This is a genomic window from Algoriphagus boritolerans DSM 17298 = JCM 18970, from assembly GCF_900108085.1.
Taxonomy (GTDB): domain Bacteria; phylum Bacteroidota; class Bacteroidia; order Cytophagales; family Cyclobacteriaceae; genus Algoriphagus; species Algoriphagus boritolerans.
This window is the reverse complement of sequence record NZ_FNVR01000003.1, coordinates 1-26272: the sequence shown is the minus strand read 5'-3', so window position 1 is coordinate 26272 and position 26272 is coordinate 1. Positions and strand designations below refer to the sequence as shown.

The following is a 26272-nucleotide window of genomic DNA, read 5'->3' as shown; positions in this document are numbered from 1 at the left end:
AGTAAGAAAAGCGAAGACTTTATTTTTGTACTTTTGGAATGAACCGTTGTAAAAATTTTAATTTTTGCATCGAATTTTAACCGAAAAGCACAATTTTTTTGCCCGATGACAAAGAAATTTATTGATATCGAAAAAGCCATTCACTCCAAAAATCCAAAACTTCTAAGGTGGATGCCGGGGTTTGCTTTGAACTATATCAAGAAGGTAACCCATGAGGCCTGGCTCAATTCGGTGCTCAATAAGCACATAGACTTGAAGGGGCTTGACTTTGTCAATGCGTTGATTGCGGAGTTTGAGATGGACGTTCAGTTGATTGGAGGGGAAAATATTCCGGAATCAGGTGGGTTTATTCTGGCTGCAAATCATCCGCTGGGAGGAATGGATGGAATCGCATTGATGTATGCGATAGGTAAATTAAGACCGGATATCCGGTTTTTGGTCAATGATCTTCTGATGAGTTTTGATAACTTCCAGCCCATCTTTGTTCCGGTCAATACACTGGGAAAAAACTCGGTCAATGCAAATCTTAGAATCGAGGAGGCTTTTGCAAACCAGCATCCGGTTTTGATTTTCCCGGCAGGTCTCGTATCACGAAAGCAAGAAGGTCAGGTGAAAGATCTTACCTGGAAGAAAAGCTTTATCTCAAAGGCTAAAAAATACAAATTGGAGGTACTTCCTTGCCATATCGGAGGGAAGAATTCTGAGTTTTTTTATAATCTTGCCTACTGGCGAAAGAAAATCGGTGTGAAAGCCAATGTTGAAATGTTTTGGCTGGTGGATGAAATGTATAAGCAAAGAGGGAAAAAGGTGGTAATCAGAGTAGGTAATCCCGTTTCTTACCAATATTTTAATTCTAGAAAAAGTGATGTCCAATGGGCAGCGTATATGAAAGAATTGGTGTATCAACTCGGAGAAGCAAATGACTAGAGTTCTGCCTATTATACCGGCAGTGGATCGAAAGCTGATCAAAAGCGAGTTGAGCACTGACCGATTTATCAGGTACACCAACAACGGAGATAATCTTGTCTACCTGGTCAATCAACACAATGCGCCCAATGTGGTGCGGGAAATCGGACGCCTGCGGGAACTTACCTTTCGTGCAGCCGGAGGAGGTACGGGCATGGAAGTGGATCTCGACGATAATGACACCTGCGAAAAATGCTATGATCAGTTGATCACATGGAATCCTGAGGATGAAGAGATCGTGGCCGGTTATCGGGTGATTATGTGCAAAAACGCGATTAATCCTGACGGATCCATCAATCTTTCCACGACTCATCTTTTTGACTTTTCGGAGAAATTCATCAAAGATTACATTCCTTACACACTGGAATTGGGTCGCTCTTTTGTTCAGCCACAGTATCAACCAAGCCTGGACAACCGCAAAGGAATCTTCAGTTTGGATAATCTTTGGGATGGCTTGGGTGCTGTCGTATTGCTCAATCCTGAGGTGAAATACCTCTTTGGCAAAGTGACCATGTACCCACATTATAATCGGGAAGGCCGTGATCTTTTGCTTTTTTTTATGAATCATTATTTTCCTGATAATGATTTACTTGTCACTCCTAAGCTCAATCTTAAATTGACTTATGAAACTGGAATACAGAACCTTCCGAATCCTTTTGAAAACCTCGATTACAAGGAAGGGTACAAGTATCTCAATGGAAGAATCAGAGCCCTGGGCGAGAACATTCCTCCTCTGATCAATACCTATATGAATCTATCTCCGACAATGCGGACTTTTGGAACGGCATTGAATGGCGAGTTTGGTGGAGTAGAAGAGACAGGAATCATGATCACGCTGGCAGATATCTACGAGAGTAAAAAGCACAGGCACATGGATACCTTTGTGCGGGATAGGATTTATGGAAGAAAGAAAAGTTGATCCGAGAAAAACACTGATCGTTGGGGCTACTTCAAATCCTTCCCGATATGCCTTCGCTGCAGCAAAAATGTTTGCTGATAGACAACTGGATTTTATCCCGATCGGAATCAAAAAAGGAGAGGTATTTGGAAAGCCAATTCTCGATCTGAATTCCAAACCCCAATTGGATGACATTCATACGATCACACTTTACATTGGCCCCTCACATCAGGCAGAATGGATGGATTACCTCATTGGACTTAATCCCAAACGAATCATCTTCAACCCGGGAACTGAAAATCCGGAGTTTTTCAAAAAAGCAAGTAGCGAGGGAATTGAAGTACTACCTGCCTGTAACCTGGTCATGTTGAGTACCGGTCAGTTTTGAACTTGTTTTTTCAGAAAGTGATCCATATACAGGATATGTGGAAATGATATCAGGGAAATCATCACGAAGAAAAGTAAAATCAAGTTGGATTCGTCTAGAAACTCCAAGCCAAAAAATAAAATCAATCCAATCCCAATGAAACTGATCAATGAAAAAGGGAGTAATTGATACGTGAACTTTTTGATCGAACTGTAGGCCTCGAATGACCTGAGAAATTTGTATTCAGTCATCATGCTGGGCAGTGCATGCCAAAACCCAAAATAGACAACAAAACCTACCATCAAAGGGCTCAAATACAGTATTGGTCCCAAAACGAGAAGTTCAAGCAAGTGATTTTTTTTGAATTTAGGACCAAAAACGGATTGAATAAGCAAGGTCGAGACTAGAAATGCAGCTAAAATAAAAAGGCGTGAGTGATTTAAATAGTCCAGATTGACCAACGGATTCAAAATCAATTTGGTAGCCTCCCAGTCTCCCAAAAGTATGGCAAATAAAAAGTATCCACCACGGCTGAGGTAAAGCAGCCATGAATAACTCTTGAGGGTAGGTTCTGTCAAAAAGTGGGATTGCCCGAAGTGATAAGCTGACATGATCAGAAATGCGATCAGTGCTAGCACAGGAAGAAAATACCAAAATGTCAAGTAGGCAGCGATCAGAGAAAGGTAAATGATTAGAAATTTCACTAGCCCATTTTTGTCAATTTGTGGATTGGAGATCAAGTGATCAATAGCACCGTGAGGTATTCCGACAGAGAGCAGGATAATTACAACAAGTGAAAACTGAACCGTCACATTGTTTTCGGGCGAAATCATAAAACCGAGACAAATAAGAAGACCAAAAGCTTTGGCAACGTTCTCAATGCGTTTCATAACTCATGAGGCTTTTGATGAAAATTGAAAATCGAAGCTTCCCGAGTAATTTGAGTTCTTCTGTGAGACTTGTCTCTTCATTGAGAAATCGTAATACCACATCGGCGGATGAGGAGGTAAACAGGTCTAGGAATATGCCTTGAAGTCTTTCAGGCCACTTGTGGGCAACATTCAGAAGTATATTGTCATAAAATGCAAATCGGGCTGATCTCTTGATTTGAAGCTTAAGAATATCTCCCTGTTCAAGTGCTTTCACAATTTTTTTGCAGTTCGATTGAATGGTATGGAAGGTATACCCCGTGGAAGCTTTTGTCCATCCGGCAGCAGTACCGATTTTCAATACTTTTTTTTGTGCCTTGGGAGTTTTCAGGCGAGTACTCATTGGAATGATTCCTGACTCTTGAAAAGTGATTTCAAATGGGGTATGACCAAGGTTTTTGGTCAGGTAATTTTCCAGCGAAGTCTTTAATTTTTTATCGGAAACAGCTTCTTTGGAATAGAGGGTGTACTCGATGAGTGCTTCTGTTTTAGAAAAGGGAAGAATATAGAAAAACTCAAATTCCGGCGAATTTCCCTCAGGAAACTCCATTAATATCAGACTTTCAGGATCAAATAGTTCACTTTCTGTTTTTATCCTCCATCCGGAAAAGACCTGTTTCAAGGAGGAATTTGACTTAAAGTCATTTTCATTCAATCTTGAATCAAATACTTGGTTTGCCTGCAGAAAGCCTTGATTTTTTGTTTTGACGATGACGGTATCTTTGGCTTCCGCTAATTCGATAACCTCATCCTGGACAAGTTTTATTTGAGGATGATTTTCCAGTTTTTTGAATATGGAGCGGTAAAAGTCAAGGGAGTTGAGATGGTAATAATTCAAATTACCCAAGTTAGTGGTGATTTTGGATTTGTTGGAGATAAAGCTAAGATTGTTCCATGAGTGGATGTGTTCTGTCGGGTGGATTTCCAAAGGGTTTTCAGCCCAGTAGCACCACGTTTTATCTGGTATTTCATTGATCTTTGGATCGATGAGGAGGATTTTTGAATCCTTCAGCTCACTTTCCAAAAGGTAATGAAGCAGACTCAAACCAGCACAGCCAGCACCGGCAAAGATATAATCGTAGCTCTCCATGAGTGTAAAAAAATAGGCTGTCCGCCAAACCAATGACAGACAGCCTGTTTTTAATTATGCTGTTACTTTTTTTCCTTTTGCAGTTTCAGCTACCGCAACTGAATAAATTACCAGACCAAAGCCGATTTTGTTTATCGCATCAGCCAAGTTGTAAAACAAGTCGATTGAGCTTACCTCAAATGCGCCTGACAACAAGTTTCCTGGCAATACCATGTAGCCGATGGGATAGATAGACCATCCTAGCGTGATGAAGATTTTCAAGAGAAACATTGCATTCCCAAGTGCTGGACTGTTGGAATCTTTGGCCAATTTGGCTACGTCACCGGCAAACACCTCATATACGATATACAAATAACCCAAAGTGGAAATTATACCCCACATAATATTATTGTCGATACCGGATGTTTCACCGATGTAACCAGTGACCAGCATTAGCAGAGAAGCTACGATCAATTTGAAAAGCGTTCCCCCTTTTGCTCCAAATGGTTTGGTCAATAAGTAGAATTCCACACACATCAAAGGTACTGTAAGCGTCCAATCCACATATCTGAATGCTGTTGGACTGGAACCAGTTTGCATGTAGAAGTCACGCATGTAATAATAATGGACTGCAGCAATCCCGGTGATAAGTCCGGAGACTAACAAGGACAGCTTCCATTTACCATCTACAGATCCTCTTTCTACAAAGAAGAATACTGAAGAAGCAAACATCGCCATGTAGCCAATGAAGAAGGTAATGGCTACTGGGTCACTGTTAATGATGCGGTCTAGTCCGACTAGCTCCGCTGCTAAAGTGAGGTTCATAAAGGTGAAATTTTTGAGTTTAAGAATTGGTTAATAATCATCTCTTTAAAGAAACTAAATAGAAAATTTGTTTAACAAAAAATACTTTAGATTAAACAAAACAAAACGAATGGTTGATAATCAGGTTTATATGGATAGTTATAAGAAATGAACTGCAAAAAATAATTTTTGTAAATTTTAATAATTCGGAATATAATTTTGACATCAATCTTTTTAAAGCATTCGTTGATTTTGCGTTTGTTGAAACAAAAAACTGCGCACAAGTCACATTTTTTACCTATCTTGCAGATTGTAATTTTGAACACAAAATCACCTTTTTAAGCCCGATTTGAGGGTTTTCTCCAAAAAATATGAGTGAAGAAAAAGCTAAAAATTCTGCTGAATATTCAGCGGATAATATCCAGGTTTTAGAAGGTCTGGAGGCAGTTCGAAAGAGACCTGCAATGTATATTGGCGATATTGGCATTAGGGGGCTTCATCACCTAATCTGGGAAGTAGTAGATAACTCGATCGATGAAGCGCTTGCCGGTCATTGCGATACCATTCATGTGACTGTCCATGAGGATAATTCAGTCACTGTAGAAGATAACGGACGTGGGATTCCTACCGAAATGCACCCCAAAGAGAAGAAGTCAGCGCTGGAAGTAGTGTTGACGGTATTGCACGCCGGTGGTAAGTTTGACAAGGATTCTTACAAAGTCTCCGGTGGTCTGCATGGCGTGGGTGTTTCTTGCGTCAATGCGCTTTCCAGTGATTTGAAAGCTACTATCTATAGAAATGGAGTGATTTTCGAACAGGAATTCAAAATCGGGGTTCCTCAATACCCCGCAAGACAAATTGGTCCGACTGACAAAAGAGGAACCACCATCCATTTCAAACCGGATTCAAGCATCTTTACGATCACTGAATTCAAATACGAAACCATTGCAAACCGCCTGAGGGAGATGTCTTTCCTCAATGCAGGAATCAGAATCACGCTGACGGACCTTAGAGAATTTGAAGACGGTAAACCAAAATGCGATGAGTTTTTCTCAAAAGGCGGGTTGGTAGAGTTCGTTCAATACTTGGACGAAACCCGGGAAAAAATCATAGATTATCCAATCTACATCGAGTCCGATCAAAGCGGAGTTCCTGTTCAGGTGGCAATGAATTATAATAATTCATATTCTGAAAATGTCGTTTCCTACGTCAATACAATCAATACCTACGAAGGGGGAACACACGTGACCGGCTTCAGGAGAGCATTGACTCGAACCCTGAAATCTTATGCAGACAAATCGGGCATGCTCGATAAACTTAAGCTTGAAGTTTCAGGTGATGATTTCCGTGAAGGATTAACAGCTGTCATTTCTGTGAAAGTTCAGGAGCCTCAGTTTGAAGGTCAGACTAAAACCAAGCTTGGAAATTCTGACGTGGTCGGAGCAGTGGATAGTGCGGTTTCAGAGACACTTCAAAGTTGGTTGGAAGAGCATCCCAAAGAAGCCAAGATCATCGTAGGAAAAGTAATTCTTGCAGCTCAGGCGCGTCATGCAGCTCGAAAAGCAAGAGAAATGGTCCAGCGTAAAAATGTACTCGGTGGTGGTGGACTTCCCGGAAAGCTTGCTGATTGTGCTAATTCCGACCCGACGGTATGTGAATTGTATCTGGTCGAAGGGGACTCTGCAGGCGGATCTGCCAAGCAGGGACGGGATCGTGATTTTCAGGCAATTTTACCGCTGAAGGGAAAGATCCTCAATGTGGAGAAAGCCCATGAGCATAAAATCTACGACAATGAGGAAATTAAGAATATCCTTACTGCCCTTGGGGTGAAGTTTGGTACAGCCAATGATGACAAAGAGCTGGACCTGAGTGGTCTGAGATACCACAAAATCATCATCATGACGGATGCGGACATCGACGGATCACACATCAGAACGCTGATTTTGACCCTGTTCTTCCGATACATGAAGACACTCATCGAAAAAGGATATGTCTACATCGCTTTGCCTCCTTTATACCTTCTGAAGCGAGGAAAAGATGAACGCTACTGCTGGACCGAAGAGGAACGAAAAATCCTTACTGCAGAAATGGCAAAAGACGGCAGAGAAGACAGCGTGGGAATTCAGCGATACAAGGGTCTTGGGGAAATGAATCCGGAGCAGCTTTGGACCACTACGATGGATCCAAGTGTGCGCACGATCAAACAAGTGAATATAGACTCGGCCGCTGCTGCAGACCATTTGTTCAGTATGCTAATGGGAGATGAGGTTGCTCCGAGGAGGGATTTTATCGAGAAGAATGCGAAGTACGCAAAAATCGACACTTAAAATTCAGGGGCTAATCAGATTCCTTTTTTTGATCAAAAACAATAAATCAGTAGATCAGGCAGTTTTAATTGAATTTTGAATGATATGAAATTGGCAGTTGGAGATAAATATGATTCCATAATACAAAAAAGCGATCTCATCAGCAGGGATTTAAGTTGGGTTAAATTCAACGAGCGTGTGCTGGATCAGTCCAAAAAGGTGGAAAGGGGCATCTTTGAAAAGCTTAAGTTTTTGGCGATCACCGCTTCCAACCTGGATGAATTTTTTATGATCCGGGTCGGCTCCCTATATAATTATTTGGATTACGAAAAGGAGCGGGTAGATTATTCCGGCCTTCGTGAGGATCCTTTTAAGGAAAAACTCATGAAGGACTGCCAGCAATTTCATTTGGATCAGCATAACCATTTCACCAAAGTAGTCCTTCCTGAATTGCATCAGGAAGGCATCTCTCTGTGTAATGTATCTAAGCTGACTGAAAGCGAACAGGAAATTGTGAAGCAGTATTTTCTGAAAGCAATATATCCGATGCTGACTCCAATGGTCTACGACGGCTATCGGACTTTCCCCATCCTGATGAATAAGCTTTTGGTGTTTGGCGTGGTCACCACCAGTCCCGGAGAGCGAAAAGATATGCGCAAAATGAGTTTTGTGCAGATTCCTGCCAATATTCCCAGATTTTTCGAAATCGAGCGAGAGAATTCCCTTTTGCTTATTCCTATCGAAGAAGTGATCCGTGAAAACATCATATCCCTCTTCCGGAATGTGGAGATTGAATCGATCAGCCTTTTTAGGATCACCCGAAATGGAGATTTCACTTTGGAGGAAAGTGAAGACATGGATGCTAATTTCCTTGAGGAAGTGAAGCGGAAATTGATGGAACGAAAGACCGGAAGGGTGGTTAGAATCGAAGTTGAAGAAGGCTACTCCAAGTGGATGTTAAATTCCCTGCTGGAGCGCTGGAATCTCAAATTTGACTCTGTATTCTTGGTCAATCGGGCAAGTATGATCGATTTTACCGGATTTTGGCAGTTAGTGGGAAGCAAGCGCTTTCGAGACAGACTTCCTCAGATTCCCGAACCAGTCAAACCCCTTTCTTATCCAGAGGATGGCAGAGCGGATATTTTTGAAATTTTGAAGGAAAAGGACATTCTGCTGCACCATCCTTACAATAACATTGACTCGATTCTTGATCTGATCGAAAAAGCCGCAGATGATCCGGACGTGATGGCAATCAAAATGACCATTTACCGATTGGCTAAGGAAAGCAGAATCACAAAAACACTCCTTAAAGCCGCAGAAAACGGGAAACACGTATCCGTGCTGTTTGAGGTGAAAGCAAGATTTGATGAGGAAAACAATATCAGGGAGGCCAAAAAACTGCAGAAGGCAGGTTGCTTTGTCATCTATGGAATCTCTAATCTCAAGACCCACACCAAGCTGCTCTTAATTGTCAAGAAAGATGATTCGGAAATCACGCGTTATGTTCATTTGGGCTCCGGAAATTACAACGAAGATACCGCACGGCTTTACACAGACATCGGTTTAATGACTACAAATGAAACTCTGGCAAATGATGTGTCCGAATTCTTTAATGTAATCACTGGTCACTCTGTGCCGAATACCTACAAAAACCTCATTACTGCTCCACGGGACATGAGGAATCAATTGATTGCGTATATCGAAGAAGAAGCTGAAAATGCTCGAAATGGTCTTCCAGCCGGGATTTTTATTAAGGTAAATTCACTTGAGGACTCAGAGATTATTTACGCACTTTACCGCGCTTCCCAGTCAAAGGTAACAATCAAATTAATCGTCAGAGGAATCTGTTGTCTGAGGCCAGGAAGGGTAGGTCTGAGTGAAAATATCGAGGTTTTATCACTGGTCGGTGATTTTCTGGAGCACAGCAGGATTTATCATTTTCACAATAATGGAAATACCCGAACCTATTCCGGCAGTGCGGACATGATGGTGAGAAGTTTCGACAAAAGACTAGAGTCCCTGTTTAAAGTTGAAGCACCTTTGCTTGAAAAGCAATTGATGAACATCATAGCCTATAACCTGAAGGATAATGTAAATTCCTATGTGATGCAGGAGGATGGCAGTTACAAAGCCAAGCGCCCTGCTGAAAACGAACAGGAATTTAATATTCACAAGGAGTTTTTTAGGCTGCAAGTTGAAGAGGTACTCCGGGTTAAGTTGGTAGAATGACAGCGACTGAATAAATCTAAAAAGCCCCCGAAAGCTGATTTTCGGGGGCTTTTATTTTTAGGTTTTTAAAATTCTACTTCTTTCTTCCCACTACTACCAGAACAAGCCCAGCTGCGGCTACGATTCCCCCTGCATAAGTGGGCCAGTTGACCTCATTCTTTTTGTCTGCCGTCACCTGGATCGGTCCGGCGTCGATTACTTTTTCCCGAGTTGTAAAATCCAGTCCGGGGACAAATAACATGATTAAACCTACTACAATCAAAACAATTCCTACTGTTCTCATAAGTGCTTGGGGTTTTGGGTTAAATTTTTGAAAACTCATATAAGCGATTCCCAACTAAAACGGAAAGAAGATGGGAATACCAAAGGTAGCAAGAATCCAAAACAGTATGTTTAAAGGTGTACCTACTTTCAGAAAGTCCGTGAATCGATAATTTCCCGGATTGTAGATCATCGTATTGGTTTGGTATCCCATAGGGGTCATGAAGCTCAGGCTTGCAGCAAAAGTCACGGCCATCAGGAAGGGCCTGGAGTCTACATTAAGACCTGCTGCAATGCTGATTGCAATCGGGGCCAAAAGCGCCGCAGAGGCATTATTTGACATCACATTGGTCAAAAGAAAAGTCAATCCGAAAATCGCACTCAAGACTGCTCTGGGACCAAAAGATCCAAAAACAGTCACAACCCCCTCTCCGATAAGTGCGGCTCCTCCGGTTTTTTCCAATGCTGATCCCATAGACAATACACCCGCCAGCATGAAAATTACTTTCCAGTCAATCGCCTTGTATGCTTCATCCGGGCTGATCGACCGAAGTATGATCATAAAAATGGCCCCTGCCACAGCGGTAAGGGTAATCGGGAAAACCCCAAAAGCAGCCAGCCCTATCACCAAAGCTAGGGTACTGAGCGTCATTATGACTTGTGTTTTATTCAAGTTGACCACTTTTCTGGCTGAAATAAGGAGTAAATCCTCAGATTTATCCACCGATTGAATGGACTCCTCACTGGCGCGGAGTAAAAGGATATCGCCGGGTTTCAGTGTGGCTTTGGAAAGCAAAGTGTCAAATAGACCTGCCCGATGCCTGATTCCCACTACCAAAACCTGATCAAAAAGATGCCTGAAGTTGATTGATTTGATGCTTTTGTTGATCAAATAAGAATGTGGCGTAATGACGGCTTCAAAAAGCTTCTCCTCTTCGTCAGTTACGCTTTCCTCTTTCCAATCCAACTCAGCTTTGATTTCTATTCCTTTTACTTTTTTGAGTTTACTCAAATTTTCTTGATCGCAGATGATGCGAATCACGTCTCCCTGTGTGACCGGGGTATTAGGATAAACTTTGACTTTGGTGCCATTTTCACGCACGATTTGCAATGCCTTAATGCTGCCGTCTTTGAAGAGTTTTTGTTTTAGTATGGGTTCTTCTAGGTTTTCGTAATCTTCGGTAATGGTGACTTCCACCACATAATTCCCCAAATCGAGTAATTCCGAAAGCCCCGATTTCGCCTTACGTTTCGGAAGAAGCCACTTTCCAAGAGTTAGCATATAGAGTATTCCGGCTGCTAAAAAGACCAGCCCCATCTTACTCATTTCAAAAACTCCAAAAGCGGGTAATCCGGACTTTTCAGCGATTCCGCTTACCAGGATGTTGGTACTTGTCCCCAAAAGTGTACAGATACCTCCCATCAAAGCTCCAAAGGAGAGCGGCATCAATAATTTGGAAGAAGAGATCTGATTTTTTTTGGATATATGGATGACTGAGGGCATCAACAGCGCGACCACGGCCGTATCGTTGATCACGGCAGAAAGTAATCCTGCACTGATCATGAGACTCAGAATTAGCCTGGATTCGCTTTTTTCGGCCTGATTGCTTAGGTAGTTGCTAAATTGATTGAGTATTCCAGTCCTGAAAATTGCCTGGGATATCACAAACATCGAAGCTACGGTGATGGTGGCGGAATTGGAGAAACCAGCCAAGCCTTCATCCAAGTCCAAAATTCCAAACAACATGAAGAGCACCATCACCCCGATGGCTACTGTATCAATTGTAAATTTTTCAGTAAAAAATAAGATGACTGCCAAGGAGATAATCCCATAGACAATCCAGATATCTTGAGTCATAGACTACATGCTAAGGTAATCTCCCTTTTTTAACTTTTTTTTGAGCCTAAAGTAACTGATCAAGCCGGTAACCAAAAATGCAAAACTCAGTCCAAAGCTCAAGTAACCAAGTTGGCTGAGGTGCGCGAGTTTATTAACTTCAAATAATGCCGTACCTGAAACCAAAAAATAAAGTGAGGTTCTGATGTAAGCCAAGAGGGTTCGTTCATTTGCAAGAGACGTGCGTTGGCGGGCGAGGTAGTCACGGACTATAAGTTCCTGTTCAAAGTTTTTTTCCGTCATTCTATTCTTATTTTTGAAGCATTGATTTTAAAATCTAAACTTATGAAGAACGTATTTACAATTTTTCTTTTTTTTATCACAATTGGAATTACTTCAGCGCAGGATTCTGTCGGCGTAGCCGAGGCGGATACGAGCTATTGGTTAAAATCAATTGAGGGGACTTTTGCCCTTAATCAGGCTTCATTCAGTGGCAACTGGACAGGCGGTGGAGTGAATTCAGTTGCTTTCAGCGCGGGTCTGATTGGCAGGGCAAATTATGCAAAGGGTAATTGGTCTTGGGACAATACACTCGATTTACTGTATGGCGTGGTAAAAAATCAAGGGCAGGACGAACGGAAATCCAACGACCGAATCTTCCTTGATTCGAAAGTAGGCTTGAAGGCCAGCGAAAAATGGAATTATTTCTTTTCAGGTAATTTCCTGTCCCAGTTTGCTCCAGGCTATACCTTTACGGATACTGACCGCACCTTGATCTCAAAGTTTGCCAATCCAGCTTTTCTCACCTTTGCCCTAGGTATGGAATATAAACCAAATGAGGAATTCAGCCTTCGATTGGCCCCTTTTTCGCCCCGATTTACATTTGTGACGGATCGGGAGTTGTATTTGAATGTTCCCCAAAATTACGGCGTTCCTATTGGTCAGACAGTCCGTACCGAATGGCTAGCTTTCAGTCTACTGGCTGATTGGAACAAACAGCTGTCAGAGAATATTTCGTTCAAAGCACGCTATCAACTGTATGCGAATTATGAGACCCTCGCTTTTGATGCTATAGACCATAGATTGGATTTGATATTGGCTGCCAAGGTTTCCAATGCGATCAGTGTTACCTTGACTGCACTTGCACTATATGACTTGGATCAGGACGAAAAAATCCAATTTAGCCAGGGTCTAGGGATTGGATTAGTCTATAAACGTGGAAATTTTCCTGATCCCAAATAAAAAAAACACAAATTATTCTTCTGGATTTTGATTTAAACAGAATTGTATTATTTTTGGATTCATTGTGGTAGTTAAATAATAGTTGGTTTAGTTTTCAAATAAAGGGCAGGAGATTTTCTCCTGCTTTTTTATTTTACAATCCTGGAATAATACTATTCTCATATCGGTTTTACCAATTCCTACTATTTTTCCATCGTTAAATAATCTGATTATTCGCTATTCTGCCAGTAGACGAATCTACCCTTGATTTTGGGCTGGGAGACCGAAGAGGGAAGACCGAAAAAGTCCAAGAATTGGCATTTATTAGTTCATTTGAACTTTGAAGTTAGCTACTGGCAAAGTTCCGTATATCCAGATTAAATATTTCGGGTTAAACCTCCGGATCAACCCTAATTTCCAAGAAACAAAAAAAGCCCAGACTTGCGCCTGAGCTTTGTACACTCGGAAGGATTCGAACCCTCAACCCTCGGAGCCGAAATCCGATATTCTATCCAGTTGAACTACGAGTGCGTATTTTATTTTTAGCCTTCCAGTACAGCTTGTACCTTTTCAGCAGCTTCTTTCAATGTAATGGCAGACTGCACTTTCAATCCTGACTCGTCAATGATCTTAGCACCTTCTTCAGCATTGGTTCCCTGAAGTCTAACGATAATCGGGATTTTGATATCTCCAATTGATTTATAAGCTTCTACGACACCGTTTGCAATTCTGTCACATCTAACGATTCCGCCGAAAACGTTGATCAGTATTGCTTTAACGTTTGGATCCTGAAGAATGATTCTAAAACCAGCCTCTACTGTAGTTGCATTTGCTCCTCCCCCCACGTCCAGGAAGTTGGCAGGATCACCGCCGGAAAGCTTGATCATATCCATCGTTGCCATCGCTAGTCCCGCGCCATTTACCATGCAACCTACGTTTCCGTCAAGTTTCACATAGTTAAGTCCTGACTTACCAGCTTCCACTTCCAAAGGATCTTCTTCAGCCAAATCTCTCAATTCAGCCAATTTTGGATGACGAAAAAGGGCATTATCATCGATGTTTACCTTGGCATCTACCGCTAAAATCTTGTCGTCAGAAGTTTTCAACACCGGATTGATTTCAAACTGAGAGGAATCTGTACCGACATAAGCATTGTAAAGCGAAGTGATGAATTTCACCATTTCTTTGAATGCTGTACCGGAGAGACCCAATTTGAAAGCAACTTTTCTAGCCTGAAATCCTTGAAGGCCAACTTTTGGGTCGATCCATTCCTTGATGATTTTCTCAGGATGATGTTCCGCTACTTCTTCGATATCCATTCCGCCTTCGGTAGAAGCCATGATCACGTTTGACCCTGTAGCCCTGTCCAGAAGGATGGACATGTAATATTCTTTTGGTTCGGAAGCTCCGGGATAGTATACATCCTCAGCGACCAGGACTTTGTTAACTTTTTTACCTTCAGCGCCAGTTTGGATTGTAACCAAGGTACCGCCAAGAATTGCGGCAGCTTTTTCTTTTACATCATCCAGTTTTTTTGCCAAAACCACTCCTCGGGAACCGGTTTCTTTAACTTCACCTTTGCCCCGTCCACCTGCGTGAACCTGCGCTTTGATCACATACCAGGAAGTACCGGTTTGAGCGTTGAGTTTTACGGCAGCTTCGTGAGCAGCCTCAGGAGAATCTGCTACATAGCCTTCCTGAATTTTAACTCCGTAACCTTTTAATACTTCTTTAGCCTGATATTCGTGAATATTCATATCAATATGTTTTTCTGATCAAAAGTCCGCTGGAATCTTGAACTCCTGCCGTTTTTTCCGACAGTTGACTTTTCAATCCTGCTCAATCGCATTCCTCTGAAATTTTGGACGAAGATAAGGTGATGAGGTGGATAAATCAAGTCGGGAATTTTCAATTTTCCAGAAGAAATGGCTTTAATAACTGGAATTGAGGGATTTGTTTTACTTTTAAAAATTCAAAAAATATTACTATGCTGATTGCCAAAGGGATCCATAAATCCTACGGAAGCCTTCACGTATTGAAAGGCGTAGATCTTCAAATCTCCTCTTCCGAAATTGTTTCTATCGTAGGCTCTTCCGGAGCTGGAAAAAGTACGCTCTTGCACATTTTGGGTACGCTGGATCAGCCTGATAAAGGAGAACTCAGTATGGACGGTAAAAATCTTTTAGCCCTAAAGGGCGATAAATTGGCTGATTTCCGAAACAGTCAGATCGGATTTATTTTTCAATTTCATAATCTGTTGCCCGAGTTCACCGCTCAGGAAAACATTCAGATTCCCGGTTTCATCAAAGGAACCAATGAAGTTGAACTCAAAAGAAAATCAGCTGAACTTGCCGAAATCTTGGGAATCAGTCACCGATTGGATCATAAGCCTTCCATGCTTTCGGGAGGCGAACAGCAGCGTGTGGCAGTAGCCCGTGCATTGATTAATAATCCGTCGGTGGTTTTTGCCGATGAGCCCAGTGGAAATCTGGACACAGCCAATGCCAAAGGACTTCATGAATTGTTTTTCAGGCTGCGGGATGAGCTCAGGCAGGCATTTGTGATTGTCACCCACAATGAAGAACTGGCGGAAATGGCTGACCGCAAAGTTTTGATGAAGGACGGATTAATTGTGTCAGGATAATCAACGCTTTAGCTTTTTGAGCATGCTTTCAATATGGCCTTTGGATTCAAACATATCGGAAAAGACCCCCGTAATTTTGTGATCCTGATCCAATAGATAAGTCACTCGCTTTGGCATTTTGATCAATGGAATCAGGGCATCGTATGCTTTACAGACTTTTCCACTTTCATCTGAAAGTAGTTCAAAAGGAAGCCGATGCGCTTTTTTAAATTTTTCGTGGGTGGGAATGTCATCGCGACTTATTCCAAAAACAGGTACATCCAACTCACGAAATGCTTCAAACTGATCTCTGAATTCACAGGCCTCTGCGGTACACACTCCGGTGAAGTCTTTTGGGTAGAAATAGAGTATCACTGCCTTTCCTGCCAGATCTTTGGAAAGGGAAATTTTTTTGGATGAGGTAGCTGGAAGCGTAAAATCCGGAGCGTTTGCTCCAAGGGAAAGTGCCATGATTAATTTTTCTTTTTAACCCAATTCAAGTTCAATTGGTTTAGTCCAAATAAAATTTTGAGTTCATGAACTATTGTTCGGAGGTTTAGCTTTGCAAAAATAAATTCAAACACCAGCTGAAGTGAAAATTACCAGTGTTCAGTCCATGCTTTTGGCAGGGATTTTTTTTGCGATGATGAATGTCTCGGTGAAGTTTATCCCGCACATTCCCGCGATAGAGATCGTCTGGTTTCGATCTGTTTTCAGTTTGATTTTCACTTTTGTGGTGCTAAGAAACAAAGCTATTTCCGTATTTGGGAACAATAAGGCAAGTTTGATTATCAGAGGAATAGTGGGGTCGATCAGCCTGATTTTGTTTTTCTACACCCTTCAGCGGATACCGTTGGCGAGTGCGGTGACCATGCAGTATTTGTCTCCGATTTTTACAACCCTACTGGGTATTTTTATACTAAAGGAAAAGGTAAGGCCGATTCAGTTTCTGTATTTTGCCATGGCTTTTGCAGGGGTTTTGATCATTCAGGGAGTAGACCCCAGGATAGATCCTTTGAGTGCCGTAATGGGTATTGTATCCGGATTGGCGGCGGGAGTTGCTTATAACATGATCCGGAAACTCAAGACTTCGGAACATCCTTTGGTTATCGTGTTTTACTTTCCATTGGTCACTTTACCTGTGGCATCGATCATTATGTATTTTGATTGGGTGATGCCACAAGGGTGGGATTGGGTGATGTTGCTTTGGATCGGCTTCTGTACGCAGAGTGCACAGTATTTTATGACTGTGGCCTATCAGACGGGTAATCTGTCCCGAGTGTCCAGCTTGAGTTACATGGGGGTTCTTTATGCATTGATTTTTGGATTCTTTTTGTTTGGAGAGACCTTTCCTTTGGCGTCTTATATCGGAATGGCCTTGGTGCTGGTAGGGATTTTGTTGAATTTAAGAGTGAAATAATGCGATCATCAGGGAAGTAAGAATTTCAAAAAAAAATGAAGCTGCCTCCTGCCTACTTTATCACATCAGCGGTACTTTCTGTATGGTATAAAGAAATAGTCGTCTGAGACAGCTTCAATAATTTGTTAATACCTTCAAGTACCTAATTCATTTTTAATTCAATATCTGAGGAATCGTTGATTCGTGATTCCACTTTCTGGTAAATGGATCGGTTGACGTTTTTGCTGATCAGGAGGATTCCATCCGTAAGCTCCGCATTTTCCAACTCTAAGGTGTTGACATTCCCAAACCAGCCTCGTGCATCAATTTCAAAAAGTGCCAAAGGATTATTTATCCCATTAAGGAAAAATAAATCATCGTCCTCATCAGCCTCCAGCTCAACCTCAAAATCAATAGCATCATCATCTTCTCCAAATACCTGAAATTTCAACGGTACCGTACTTCCATCTTCGTAAGTGTAGGTTCCATCCAATTGAATACTTGGTTCGTTTTTGTTATCAATCAAGTCAATTTCAAATTCGATTTCTTCATAGTTTCCTGTTGGAATATTGATGAAAAAGTCAACACCTGAATCAAACGCATTAAAATCAATTTTTTCAACTTCTTTGAACTTCAGTTCCATTTCCCGTTTGAATTCGTTTCCGTTTTCATCAAAGCCCTCAGTCTCCAGATCAATTTCTTTGATTTGAAGAAATCCACTTTCAACATTAATTCCGGAATTCATTATTCTGGCTCCGGAATTTCCGTCATTTTTGAGCTTTACGCTCATTCCTATCCGAACGTCACCTTCACCGATCATTTCAGGATCCATATTTTCTGAGCAGGAGGCAAAAAGTACTCCTGACAGTACCAATGCCGTAGTGTAAATTTTGTGTGTTGTTTTCATAATAGTTAATTGGTTGTCCTTTACAACGAACAAAAACAGTACAAACTTTTCCAAGTGTTGAAAAAAAAAACTACTGATTCAAAGTTAGATCGACGGCCAACGTTGCCCTTTATCCCCGCTGAATTGCAGAGTGGTGCTTGGAGAATATTTCCTACCCAATCGAATCCATTCTGGTTTAAACAGTTAAAAGGAAATCTTCAGATCAATGAAAGTGATAGAGTATACAAAGCGTATTTTAATTCTTCTACAAAATGCCGATTTCTTGCTCAGATAAGTAGATCAAGTTACCTTTAGTTTTGTTTTAGATCGATTTATGAAAATCACCAAAGACCTCTATCAAAGTAATCTCGTTCTTCTGACTGATTTCTACCAACTTACCATGGCGTATGCTTATTGGAAGTCGGGAAAAGGGGAGCAGGAGGCTGTTTTTAATCTTTTTTTTCGAAAAAATCCCTTTCAGGGTGGATTTACCCTCGCTGCAGGCCTGGATTATGTGATTGATTTTTGTAAAAACTTTAAGTTTGAAAGGGCAGATTTAGACTACCTGGAGGTCATGAAAAACAAGGACGGTAGTCCGGTATTTGAGCCCGTCTTCTTGGAATACCTTCAGAACCTCAATTTTACCTGTGACATCGATGCAGTGGAAGAGGGGACAGTCGTTTTTCCAAATGCTCCACTTGTCCGGGTCAGAGGTCCTTTGATCCAGTGTCAATTGTTGGAAACCACACTTTTAAATATCATCAACTTCCAAACGTTGATTGCCACCAAAGCTGCCCGAATCAATATCGCAGCGCAAGGGGAACCTGTATTGGAATTTGGATTACGACGGGCTCAAGGCATTGATGGGGCTTTGTCTGCAAGTCGGGCTGCTTTTATCGGTGGCTGCACCTCCACTTCCAATGTCATGGCGGGAAAACTTTTTGGGATTCCTGTAGCAGGGACTCATGCGCACAGCTGGATTATGTCCTTCGAAACGGAATTGGAGGCCTTTCAAGCCTTTGCTGATGCCTTTCCTGATCAATGTGTTTTCTTGGTAGATACCTATGACACGCTGAATGGAGTGAAAAATGCGATCAAAGTCGGGGAGATTTTGCGTAGCAAAGGAAAAGAAATGATTGGTATTCGGATAGATTCCGGCGACTTGGCTTATTACAGTACCAAAGCACGACTGCTTCTCGACGAAGCGGGTTTTCCTGATGCGAAAATTGTAGCCTCCAATGATCTGGACGAACACATCATTTCCTCTCTCAAATCCCAGGAGGCTGATATCAATGTGTGGGGTGTCGGGACGAAACTTGTCACAGCCTATGATCAACCTGCACTGGGAGCCGTCTATAAGCTCTCGGCGATCAAGCAGGAAGACGGAACATGGGAACCAAAAGTGAAATTGTCTCAGCAGTCTCTCAAAATCAATATTCCCGGTTTCCATAATGTGAAGCGTTACTTCAGTCGGGGAAAAGCTGTTGCCGATATGATTTATTTGGAAGATAAGGAGATCGATCCCAAAGGCGTTATCATCATCGATCCTAATGACGCGACTCGGAGAAAACGGCTGATGCCCGCTTTTTATCAAGAGGAAGTATTGTTGAAACCAATTTTTAAAATGGGCAAGTTGGTCTATACCATTCCGAGCTTGGCTGAAATTAAAAATCGTGCAGGAAATCAACTCGAATCCCTCGACAAAACACATAAGCGACTGGTCAATCCTCACCTGTATCCGGTAGGTTTGGAAGAAAATCTGCACCAATTACGAATGGAGTTGGTTTTGAAAGCAAAAAAATTTGACAATGGAATGGATTAACGACCATACTGCATTGCTGATCGTGGATGTTCAGAACGATTTTATTCCGGGAGGTGCCTTGGCCGTAACCGGAGGAGATCGGGTGGTGCCTATTATTAATGAATTGCAGAAAAAGTTCCGTCATGTGATCGCTACACAAGACTTTCATCCTGCAAATCACGGAAGTTTTGCATCAAATCATCCCGGGAAGCTTCCCGGAGAATTCATCGAATTGGCCGGTTTGACACAGATTCTCTGGCCGGTTCATTGTGTTCAGAGTAGTAGAGGCGCCGATTTTCATCCTGACTTAAATCAAAGTCAATGGAAAGCCATTTTCCAAAAAGGTAAAAACCCCGATGTGGATTCTTATTCAGGATTCTTTGACAATGCCCGGAGAGGAGATACCGGACTCGGTGATTATTTAAAATCCAATGGGATTACTCGGGTTTTTGTGTGCGGTTTAGCCTTGGACTATTGTGTCAAATTTACCGCACTGGATGCCAAGAACTTCGGTTTTGAGACGATACTGATCGCAGATGCTACCCGGGCGGTCAATCTACAACCGAGTGATGGGGAAGCGGCTATCAAAGAAATGAAAGCTGCAGGAATCAAGGTGCTAACCAGCAATGAACTGTAAGCCATGTTTGATTATAACCCAAGCAAACAATACCCAACCGAAACTGAAAGCCGGGTAGTCATCCGGTTTCAGGATTGCGATCCCTTGCGCCACCTGAACAACGCAAAGTATTTCGATTACTTTTTTAATGCCAGAGAAGACCAGGTTCCGAAATTATACGGATTAGAAATCATCGACTTGATCAAAACCTACAAAGCGGCCTGGGTGGTGTACAACCATAATATCAGCTATGTCAAGCCTGCCATGGTCGGGGAATGGGTTCGAATCATGAGTCGTGTACTTTGGCACAATCACAATTCTATCGTCGTGGAATATTACATGACCGATGACTCGAAAACCCAACTGAAGACGGTCCTGTGGTCGACCATGCGCTATGTGACGTTGGCTGAAGGAAAATCGACTGATCATACGGGAGCGGTAAAGGATTTTTTGAAGGCCACTTCGCTTGGATTGGATGTTTCTACCTCGAATATTCGGGATCGGGTGAAGCAGCTAAAGTTAGATTTGGAAAAAGGAAAGTAGGTTTTGGGCGCTATTTCTCAAACTTTACTTTATGATCATTTTGAATTAAGGTAAGGCAAGTATTCCATGGATTTGGCTGTTTCCGTTGTCAGTTGGGTTCCAATTGTTTTTTCCTAAAGTTGTAAAGCTAAGTCGATTTCTGCCGAAATCCCCGCCGCTGTCCAGATTTGCTTGGAAACCTGTACGTTTCGAAGGTCAGTTTTGGGAATCCCATCAGGCACGATTTTGTTCATGCGTTCATAGCTCTAGGGATACAATAGGATTTTCCATTCAAAAAAAAAACCGGATTTTCCGAAGGTTCTGGAACCCGAACAAGCACTCATCGTCCAGGTCGTTTTTTTTAGAAGGCATTGTTTTGTGCCACTGACAGCTTGGTAATTAAAACTGAAGAAGGAAATTTTCCCGATAAATGGAAACCCGGTCGGATCCAATTTTTTCATTTCTGCACATTATTTACCTATTCAGGTACTTAATTTGGATAGTTGGGAATTCTGATAAAAAGAAAGAACCTTTCGGGATAATTCAGCAAACGCGCTGAATCCACAGGTTTCAATTGAATTAATCCACTTGGAATTCCAGCCGGATCATTAAAGAATATTGCAGGCAACACAAGTAATTTTGGCCTTATTCTCGATATTTTATTCGGTGATACTGTTTCAAAATCCTGATTGAAAGAAGAATATTTCCGATTTGAAGAATTAAAAAAAATTGATTGGGCGAGAATGAGTTCGCTCAGTTTTTAACTAGCCGGTACAGTTTTCCTTTCTGTATCGAAATCCAATTCCCCATTGGCAAATAAAAGGAATAGTGAAAAGTTGTTCACGTCACCCCAACCCCGGTCTAATCCATCGGGGTTTTTTGTTTTTACACCTTCATTTGAAGTGCACTACCTTTAAGCATTAAAATCTCTAATCTGATCATACGCTATTCTGCCAGTAGAGGAATAGACTCTTGATTTTGGGTCTGGGAGACCGAATACGGAAGACCGAAGAAGTCCAAGAATTGGCATTTTGGTACAGGCTTTTAATATGACTCCTTAGTTTAATCTTTTCAGGACAAAGTTCCTTCCGTTTTCATAAAATATCCGGTCGGCAATTCGGTCAATACTCCAGTTTTGAGGCAGAAAAAGCCCATTTGCGACGATGGCTTTTTCAAAATCACTGACAAATCTTTTTCTAAGGAAATCGATCTCTTGGCAACTCGTACACCAGTCGATGGCCTCTATCAATCCGTCAAAATCAGAACCTACACACAGGATTTTGGTCAGCATCTTTTCCACTCCGGCAACGCCGCCAAAGTCTTTTCCCAGCTTGACGCAGTGCAGGATTTGATTCAGGAAATGGTGGAATTGATGGGGAGCAATATCTGTCGAATTTCCTTGGATCAAGTCTACCAGTTCATCTCCGTCCGCGCATCGATGCAGCAGTTTTCCTTTGGTACAATTAAACAGACCCAGGGCCAGATTTTCTTCCTTGGAGATGAAATCTGTATCGGTCAGGATTTTTTTCGTACCTCGTCCGGCGATTTGGATGGTACCGATATTATCAGAGTAGGTGTCCTGATTCAGTCTTCGGGCTTTAGTATAGCCGATCACCCGCTCATCGAGGGAGATGCCCAAGAGTCCATCGGAATCATAGATGGCTTTGATGTCTTCATCAAAAAGGTTGATTGTGGTGGCATTGAATCCGGGGGATGGAAAATTAGCAAACGTGTATTTGGCGGGTTTGCCAACTTTGATCCGATAGGAGTCGCCTTCTCTGACTGAGGAGTAAATGTAGGAGGCAAAGCTTTCCGAGTCAGATCTGAAAGGAATTCCACAAATTCCCGAATGGGAGGAAACGAGCGGACTGGTAATTCCATTGGCTGATCGGTAGTGGTATAGCTCAAATCGGGCATCAGGACTCATGTGCTTGATATCCGTGCAGATTTTTTCCTGCTCCAGCAGCATCACCAGCTTTTTGCCGAAAGGGGTCAACCCATGATGAATCGGGCGGAGGTCTTTTTCATCAAATTTGTTTACCCGCATGCCATCCATGGCATAAGCCTGATTGCAAAAAGCACCGTTCATCCTGTCGATATGGGTCAGGTTGGCCATCAGTACTTTGATGTTTCGGTTTTGGAGTTTTTTCAGATTTTTACCGATATCCTCCAAAATCACCGCAGGATTCTTTTCGTCCAAATTGCTGCGAAGGGAATGGATTCCTTCGACGGAACAGACGACATGGAGGGTGTTTGCCGCTCCTTCGTTCCATTGGCTTTTGGCTGTGAGAAACACAATTTTTCGTCCCGGCTGGTAAGGATCGTTTGCCGGCAGGAGATTCAAGTCATTCTCCACGATGGAAAAGGCGTTCTTTTCTTTCAATAGGTCCTGATAGCGTGCGTGGCTCAGTACTTCTCCAAAGCGGGTATGCTGAAATTTTTCCAACAACTTCATAAATACCTTTTTGCTGCTCAGCGCCTTGACCAAATCAATGTCCGGAGCAAAAAGTGGCATGACCACCACTTTGTAATTGGACTCGATCAAGAGGTCGGGGGAAGACTGGGAGCTGAACATCTTATCGATCAAGCCGAGGGCAAAAATCTTCAGCAAATCTGGGAGTCCTTCTTTCAGGTCATTTTTGGTGATGGCTTTCCAGGGAGTGGTGGTGTTTCCGTTTTTGGAAAACTGGTTTTTCAACGTCAGGTGTAGATGGGAATCAAAGAAGTAGCTCATGGTAAAAGCGTTTGGTAAAAAGATATATTCGGATGGCGATGGGAAGCGTTTTTGATTTTTCTGTTATTGCAGCGTGGATTAAGATCAGACCTGTAGCCCCGGATCTGGGAGGCCCGGAATACAGGAACTTCCTTTTGGAAAAAGAATGGTAATGAGGACATGGCGTTACGAAAAATGCAAACCAAAATAATCTAATGCGTTAAAAATCAACGCATACTAAGATAGGAATTTTTTGGAATAGAGAAACTTTAGGGTAGGAGTCTTTGGTGTAATCCTAACAGTAAAATTTTTATACCACTACTTCAATTGATGTCCAGTAATTTGATTTTTTCGATGTAGGCCACCAACTGGGCTGAGTTTTTCATTTCCAGTTTTTGCATGATTTTTCTCCGATGCGTGTTGACTGTCAGTTCAATTAAAAACAGCTTCTCAGCTAAATGTCTCATCACCGAGCATCGACTGTATTCCCTGAGCAAAGGATTTGGTTGTTGGTGGATTGAAAGTAATAAACAGTGAGTAAGGTAGCTGATCCTAATTTGGAAAAAATGGACTTTCGGGTCAAATCCCGCAAATGAAGGAGGAAAGATTCAGGCATCGAATTCCGCCGAGGTTTGGTTAGGGAGTGGGTCGAATCACCTCCCGATAAACAGGTTTCAATTTTTGCTTTTTCAGATGAGGTTTCTTTGTTTGGAAAAGGAATTATATACCACCAAAGTCGAATAGGTAAGTGGTCTGTGAGGACACAGACCACATTGGTGTGCTAGACATAAATCGCTCCGCAAAAAATCAAGAAAGCCCACGATTCAAACAGCTATATCGGGGCTTTCTGTTTCAATCCATGGATCAATCCGCCGAATTACTTGCAGTGGTAGTGGTTCTGATCGCCAAAACCATATCCGGGAAAGCATTCATAGCTAACATCCACTGTCCAAGATCCTACATTATCTCCGAAAAAGTTATCGTTGACGAATAAAACCAATTCCCCACTGCCTACAAGCTGTGTAGGACCGGAACCGATTAATTGCAAGGGACCGTCTCCAACTTTAGCTATCAAAGAAATCAGTGGAAAGCCATTTGTTGGTCCGAGTTCAGGACGTCCATTTGGTGTCGCAGGATCTCCAAGACCCGCAAAGTAGAACCCTACCAGACCGGAAGCTGTAAGTGTAACAGGAAGACCTTCCTTGAGGATGAATCCTGTTGCTAGCCCATTGGCTGCTGTGCCTAAGAGTTGGTACTGATCCGTTACTTGCCGTTTCTCTTCATTTAACGTCTCCGGATTTAAGGCATCCTGCCCGATGACTGTTTTTCCTTCGAGATTGCTGTTGAGAAATGTGGCTGAAACACTTTCATCCAATAGTTGATTGGGTTCCATATCAATTATGCTCTCCATTCCGCAGGATGACAGAAAAAGAATCGATAGGAATAGCATTAAAAGCTTTTTCATTGTTGTGAATTTTAGTTTATGAAATAAGTTATAGGACCACTAGTTGTGAATCCTTGTTTCTATTTAAAAAAAAACGTTTATCCTGACTCATGCTTTAGGACGAAGTACAGCGAATACTTCCCCAACGAATTGAAATTCTTTCCGAAACTAAATTCTTGAATGTGGGGATCTTTTTACCACCATTTGTTTGTGGAGTCAAAGTCCCCGGTGGTAGAATAGGGACGTGTGTTGTGAAGACAAAAACAATAGCGAGAATTTATCATCAATAGGAATGTGGCTTTAGTTCATTCCGCAAAAAATTATAGAAGAATTGGGGCTTTAGCCCAATTTTCGATTCCTGTGATTTAGATTGGTCTGTGAGGACACAGACCAAGGCAACTTAGGGACACAAGCCAAAGCGGCTGTACGGAAATAAACAAAGGCGTCTGAGATTACGCAGACTACAACTTTTGATTGGTCTGTGAGGACACAATCCAAGGTTTAAAACAGGCGGAAATAAAAAAAGCCAGAGCATTTAAGGAGGCCATTGAAAAAGTCCTTTAATTGTTAAGGCTCTATTATCCTAATTTAGTAGGAATGGGCTAAAGGCGCATTCCTAATCAATGAAATTTTCCTTCAATTTGAATCTGATTGAATTGATTCTTGCTAAAGCTGAAATATTTTGTGGCTAAAGCCCAGAGAATAAGGGGTTGCCCATTTTTGGAATGGGCTAAAGCCACATTCTTATTCAAGAAAATTCCATTTCAATCGGAAATTATTTGAATTGCCTCCTGCTTCAGCTGGAGGCAAAAATAATCCAATCCATCACATTGGCTTTAGCCCAATCATCCTTTTAATATCTGAAATCCATATTTTGAAATAAACTCCTCATTTTCATCTTGAAAAGTCTTTTTCTGATGATGCTCCTCTTGATTTTTGATGTAATCACGTGTTTTATCCACCATAGATTCAGAAACTGAAACTGCAAAATATTCATCCTGCCATTCGAATTTCTCAATTGTTAACTTGTTTTTACTGTCGTCCGAGAACGCGAGAGTCCAAAATAATTTAATCTTGGAATAGTACCAAAATGAAAGATGGGAAGCTTTTTGGAGCTGTCCCATCTTTTTTCTATTGTTGTTTCGACCAAGAAATAACAATATGAAGCAAAGTAAGCATATTTTTTTGTCCGGCCATCCGATTATTGCCCAGCTTTTATCGCTGATCCCGATGGAAGTTTTTAATGAGGTTGTAGAGCAGCAAAACGCAGACAGGTATTACAAGAAACTCAAGTCGATCGATCATTTTATCTGCATGTTCTATGCGGTTTTGACCCGCAACGGTAGTCTGAGAGAAGTCTGCAAAAACATTTCCCTGATTG

At 41.9% G+C, this 26272-nt stretch carries 24 protein-coding genes, 1 tRNA gene and 1 pseudogene; 12 read left to right on the top strand and 14 right to left on the bottom strand.

From position 1 onward, the window contains the following. The first annotated feature begins 105 nt into the window (after nucleotides 1–105). The 3 genes from C4S61_RS03815 to C4S61_RS03805 are packed head-to-tail and all read left to right on the top strand — an operon-like array spanning nucleotide 106 to nucleotide 2252. Complete coding sequence (locus C4S61_RS03815; RefSeq protein ID WP_103923477.1) at nucleotides 106–927, top strand: 1-acyl-sn-glycerol-3-phosphate acyltransferase; 822 nt, start codon at nucleotides 106–108, stop codon at nucleotides 925–927. Then, the gene (locus C4S61_RS03810) at nucleotides 920–1885 is read left to right on the top strand and encodes a GNAT family N-acetyltransferase (protein ID WP_103923476.1); all 966 of its coding nucleotides are present in this window, start codon (nucleotides 920–922) and stop codon (nucleotides 1883–1885) included. The genes C4S61_RS03815 and C4S61_RS03810 overlap by 8 nt, the downstream gene beginning before the upstream one ends. Next, the gene (locus C4S61_RS03805) at nucleotides 1866–2252 is read left to right on the top strand and encodes a CoA-binding protein (RefSeq protein ID WP_103923475.1); all 387 of its coding nucleotides are present in this window, start codon (nucleotides 1866–1868) and stop codon (nucleotides 2250–2252) included. Before C4S61_RS03810 ends, C4S61_RS03805 begins: the two co-directional genes overlap by 20 nt. On the opposite strand, the gene C4S61_RS03800 is transcribed toward C4S61_RS03805, so the two are convergent. Genes C4S61_RS03800 through C4S61_RS03790 form a run of 3 tightly spaced genes read right to left on the bottom strand, consistent with a single transcriptional unit; the run spans nucleotide 2243 to nucleotide 5054 of the window. Next, entirely contained in the window at nucleotides 2243–3121 is an 879-nt protein-coding gene (locus tag C4S61_RS03800) for a Brp/Blh family beta-carotene 15,15'-dioxygenase (protein ID WP_103923474.1), read from the bottom strand. The genes C4S61_RS03805 and C4S61_RS03800 overlap by 10 nt on opposite strands. Beyond that, entirely contained in the window at nucleotides 3108–4250 is a 1143-nt protein-coding gene (locus tag C4S61_RS03795; protein WP_146064338.1) for a lycopene cyclase family protein, read from the bottom strand. Before C4S61_RS03795 ends, C4S61_RS03800 begins: the two co-directional genes overlap by 14 nt. Before the next feature lie 54 nt (nucleotides 4251–4304). Then, nucleotides 4305–5054 (bottom strand): bacteriorhodopsin, encoded by a 750-nt coding sequence (locus C4S61_RS03790; protein ID WP_103923472.1) that lies wholly within the window; start codon nucleotides 5052–5054, stop codon nucleotides 4305–4307. 350 nt (nucleotides 5055–5404) lie between these two features. Between C4S61_RS03790 and gyrB the strand changes: the two genes are divergently transcribed. Beyond that, entirely contained in the window at nucleotides 5405–7360 is a 1956-nt protein-coding gene (gyrB, locus tag C4S61_RS03780) for a DNA topoisomerase (ATP-hydrolyzing) subunit B (protein WP_103923470.1), read from the top strand. A gap of 84 nt (nucleotides 7361–7444) precedes the next feature. Beyond that, on the top strand, nucleotides 7445–9568 hold the full coding sequence (ppk1, locus tag C4S61_RS03775; RefSeq protein ID WP_103923469.1) for a polyphosphate kinase 1: 2124 nt from the start codon (nucleotides 7445–7447) through the stop codon (nucleotides 9566–9568). Nucleotides 9569–9641: 73 nt separating this feature from the next. Here the strand turns inward: ppk1 and C4S61_RS03770 are convergent, their stop codons facing one another. From C4S61_RS03770 to C4S61_RS03760, 3 genes are read right to left on the bottom strand one after another with little or no spacing between them, the layout of a single operon-like run. Continuing rightward, nucleotides 9642–9851, bottom strand: a complete 210-nt coding sequence (locus tag C4S61_RS03770) for a hypothetical protein (RefSeq protein WP_103923468.1) — start codon at nucleotides 9849–9851, stop codon at nucleotides 9642–9644. Nucleotides 9852–9905: 54 nt separating this feature from the next. Continuing rightward, on the bottom strand, nucleotides 9906–11687 hold the full coding sequence (locus C4S61_RS03765) for an SLC13 family permease (protein WP_103923467.1): 1782 nt from the start codon (nucleotides 11685–11687) through the stop codon (nucleotides 9906–9908). 3 nt (nucleotides 11688–11690) lie between these two features. After that, nucleotides 11691–11969 carry a YidH family protein gene (locus C4S61_RS03760; RefSeq protein WP_103923466.1) on the bottom strand — a complete coding sequence of 93 codons (279 nt, stop codon included), beginning with the start codon at nucleotides 11967–11969 and terminating at the stop codon, nucleotides 11691–11693. A gap of 42 nt (nucleotides 11970–12011) precedes the next feature. Between C4S61_RS03760 and C4S61_RS03755 the strand changes: the two genes are divergently transcribed. Beyond that, nucleotides 12012–12908 carry a DUF3078 domain-containing protein gene (locus C4S61_RS03755; protein WP_103923465.1) on the top strand — a complete coding sequence of 299 codons (897 nt, stop codon included), beginning with the start codon at nucleotides 12012–12014 and terminating at the stop codon, nucleotides 12906–12908. A 436-nt stretch (nucleotides 12909–13344) separates the two neighbouring features. Here the strand turns inward: C4S61_RS03755 and C4S61_RS03750 are convergent. Both C4S61_RS03750 and sucC read right to left on the bottom strand, forming a co-directional pair. Next, a tRNA-Arg gene (locus C4S61_RS03750) sits at nucleotides 13345–13418 on the bottom strand. Nucleotides 13419–13429: 11 nt separating this feature from the next. Next, nucleotides 13430–14644: an ADP-forming succinate--CoA ligase subunit beta gene (gene sucC, locus C4S61_RS03745; protein ID WP_103923464.1), complete on the bottom strand. Its 1215-nt coding sequence runs from the start codon at nucleotides 14642–14644 to the stop codon at nucleotides 13430–13432. A 230-nt stretch (nucleotides 14645–14874) separates the two neighbouring features. Between sucC and C4S61_RS03740 the strand changes: the two genes are divergently transcribed. After that, entirely contained in the window at nucleotides 14875–15531 is a 657-nt protein-coding gene (locus tag C4S61_RS03740; protein ID WP_103923463.1) for an ABC transporter ATP-binding protein, read from the top strand. Here the strand turns inward: C4S61_RS03740 and C4S61_RS03735 are convergent, their stop codons facing one another. Next, nucleotides 15532–15981, bottom strand: a complete 450-nt coding sequence (locus C4S61_RS03735) for a peroxiredoxin (protein ID WP_103923462.1) — start codon at nucleotides 15979–15981, stop codon at nucleotides 15532–15534. A 145-nt stretch (nucleotides 15982–16126) separates the two neighbouring features. Here C4S61_RS03735 and C4S61_RS03730 point away from each other — a divergent pair, with 145 nt between their 5' ends. Then, complete coding sequence (locus C4S61_RS03730) at nucleotides 16127–16930, top strand: DMT family transporter (RefSeq protein WP_103923461.1); 804 nt, start codon at nucleotides 16127–16129, stop codon at nucleotides 16928–16930. A gap of 142 nt (nucleotides 16931–17072) precedes the next feature. Here C4S61_RS03730 and C4S61_RS03725 read toward each other — a convergent pair whose 3' ends face one another. Next, nucleotides 17073–17816, bottom strand: a complete 744-nt coding sequence (locus tag C4S61_RS03725) for a hypothetical protein (protein ID WP_103923460.1) — start codon at nucleotides 17814–17816, stop codon at nucleotides 17073–17075. A gap of 313 nt (nucleotides 17817–18129) precedes the next feature. Here C4S61_RS03725 and C4S61_RS03720 point away from each other — a divergent pair, with 313 nt between their 5' ends. From C4S61_RS03720 to C4S61_RS03710, 3 genes are read left to right on the top strand one after another with little or no spacing between them, the layout of a single operon-like run. Continuing rightward, nucleotides 18130–19617: a nicotinate phosphoribosyltransferase gene (locus C4S61_RS03720; RefSeq protein WP_103923459.1), complete on the top strand. Its 1488-nt coding sequence runs from the start codon at nucleotides 18130–18132 to the stop codon at nucleotides 19615–19617. Further along, nucleotides 19604–20233, top strand: a complete 630-nt coding sequence (pncA, locus tag C4S61_RS03715; RefSeq protein WP_103923458.1) for a bifunctional nicotinamidase/pyrazinamidase — start codon at nucleotides 19604–19606, stop codon at nucleotides 20231–20233. The genes C4S61_RS03720 and pncA overlap by 14 nt, the downstream gene beginning before the upstream one ends. Nucleotides 20234–20236: 3 nt before the next feature. After that, nucleotides 20237–20755, top strand: a complete 519-nt coding sequence (locus C4S61_RS03710; RefSeq protein ID WP_103923457.1) for an acyl-CoA thioesterase — start codon at nucleotides 20237–20239, stop codon at nucleotides 20753–20755. Between the two features lie 1036 nt (nucleotides 20756–21791). Here the strand turns inward: C4S61_RS03710 and C4S61_RS03700 are convergent. From C4S61_RS03700 to C4S61_RS22250, 4 genes and pseudogenes are all read right to left on the bottom strand, one after another. Beyond that, nucleotides 21792–23468 carry an amidohydrolase family protein gene (locus C4S61_RS03700; RefSeq protein ID WP_103923455.1) on the bottom strand — a complete coding sequence of 559 codons (1677 nt, stop codon included), beginning with the start codon at nucleotides 23466–23468 and terminating at the stop codon, nucleotides 21792–21794. 302 nt (nucleotides 23469–23770) lie between these two features. Further along, nucleotides 23771–23914: a LuxR C-terminal-related transcriptional regulator gene (locus tag C4S61_RS03695; protein ID WP_103923454.1), complete on the bottom strand. Its 144-nt coding sequence runs from the start codon at nucleotides 23912–23914 to the stop codon at nucleotides 23771–23773. Nucleotides 23915–24324: 410 nt separating this feature from the next. Beyond that, nucleotides 24325–24912: a putative periplasmic lipoprotein gene (locus tag C4S61_RS03690; RefSeq protein ID WP_103923453.1), complete on the bottom strand. Its 588-nt coding sequence runs from the start codon at nucleotides 24910–24912 to the stop codon at nucleotides 24325–24327. Nucleotides 24913–25736: 824 nt separating this feature from the next. Next, nucleotides 25737–26060: pseudogene (locus tag C4S61_RS22250) on the bottom strand (transposase); the annotation flags it as partial. Between C4S61_RS22250 and C4S61_RS03680 the strand changes: the two are divergent. Further along, nucleotides 26053–26272: DUF4372 domain-containing protein (locus C4S61_RS03680; RefSeq protein WP_146064337.1), on the top strand; the 220-nt coding region annotated here is incomplete at its 3' end. The pseudogene C4S61_RS22250 and the gene C4S61_RS03680 sit on opposite strands and share 8 nt — an antisense overlap.

Coding starts and splice junctions, on each gene's coding strand:
- C4S61_RS03755 (WP_103923465.1), top strand. CDS start 12,012: ATGAAGAACGTATTTACAATTTTTCTTTTTTTTATCACAATTGGAATT.
- C4S61_RS03710 (WP_103923457.1), top strand. CDS start 20,237: ATGTTTGATTATAACCCAAGCAAACAATACCCAACCGAAACTGAAAGC.
- C4S61_RS03795 (WP_146064338.1), bottom strand. CDS start 4,250: ATGGAGAGCTACGATTATATCTTTGCCGGTGCTGGCTGTGCTGGTTTG.
- C4S61_RS03740 (WP_103923463.1), top strand. CDS start 14,875: ATGCTGATTGCCAAAGGGATCCATAAATCCTACGGAAGCCTTCACGTA.
- C4S61_RS03700 (WP_103923455.1), bottom strand. CDS start 23,468: ATGAGCTACTTCTTTGATTCCCATCTACACCTGACGTTGAAAAACCAG.
- C4S61_RS03805 (WP_103923475.1), top strand. CDS start 1,866: ATGGAAGAAAGAAAAGTTGATCCGAGAAAAACACTGATCGTTGGGGCT.
- pncA (WP_103923458.1), top strand. CDS start 19,604: ATGGAATGGATTAACGACCATACTGCATTGCTGATCGTGGATGTTCAG.
- C4S61_RS03810 (WP_103923476.1), top strand. CDS start 920: ATGACTAGAGTTCTGCCTATTATACCGGCAGTGGATCGAAAGCTGATC.
- C4S61_RS03720 (WP_103923459.1), top strand. CDS start 18,130: ATGAAAATCACCAAAGACCTCTATCAAAGTAATCTCGTTCTTCTGACT.
- sucC (WP_103923464.1), bottom strand. CDS start 14,644: ATGAATATTCACGAATATCAGGCTAAAGAAGTATTAAAAGGTTACGGA.
- C4S61_RS03730 (WP_103923461.1), top strand. CDS start 16,127: ATGCTTTTGGCAGGGATTTTTTTTGCGATGATGAATGTCTCGGTGAAG.
- C4S61_RS03800 (WP_103923474.1), bottom strand. CDS start 3,121: ATGAAACGCATTGAGAACGTTGCCAAAGCTTTTGGTCTTCTTATTTGT.
- C4S61_RS03725 (WP_103923460.1), bottom strand. CDS start 17,816: ATGAAAACAACACACAAAATTTACACTACGGCATTGGTACTGTCAGGA.
- C4S61_RS03790 (WP_103923472.1), bottom strand. CDS start 5,054: ATGAACCTCACTTTAGCAGCGGAGCTAGTCGGACTAGACCGCATCATT.
- C4S61_RS03695 (WP_103923454.1), bottom strand. CDS start 23,914: ATGAGACATTTAGCTGAGAAGCTGTTTTTAATTGAACTGACAGTCAAC.
- C4S61_RS03765 (WP_103923467.1), bottom strand. CDS start 11,687: ATGACTCAAGATATCTGGATTGTCTATGGGATTATCTCCTTGGCAGTC.
- ppk1 (WP_103923469.1), top strand. CDS start 7,445: ATGAAATTGGCAGTTGGAGATAAATATGATTCCATAATACAAAAAAGC.
- gyrB (WP_103923470.1), top strand. CDS start 5,405: ATGAGTGAAGAAAAAGCTAAAAATTCTGCTGAATATTCAGCGGATAAT.
- C4S61_RS03690 (WP_103923453.1), bottom strand. CDS start 24,912: ATGAAAAAGCTTTTAATGCTATTCCTATCGATTCTTTTTCTGTCATCC.
- C4S61_RS03815 (WP_103923477.1), top strand. CDS start 106: ATGACAAAGAAATTTATTGATATCGAAAAAGCCATTCACTCCAAAAAT.
- C4S61_RS03770 (WP_103923468.1), bottom strand. CDS start 9,851: ATGAGAACAGTAGGAATTGTTTTGATTGTAGTAGGTTTAATCATGTTA.
- C4S61_RS03760 (WP_103923466.1), bottom strand. CDS start 11,969: ATGACGGAAAAAAACTTTGAACAGGAACTTATAGTCCGTGACTACCTC.
- C4S61_RS03735 (WP_103923462.1), bottom strand. CDS start 15,981: ATGGCACTTTCCCTTGGAGCAAACGCTCCGGATTTTACGCTTCCAGCT.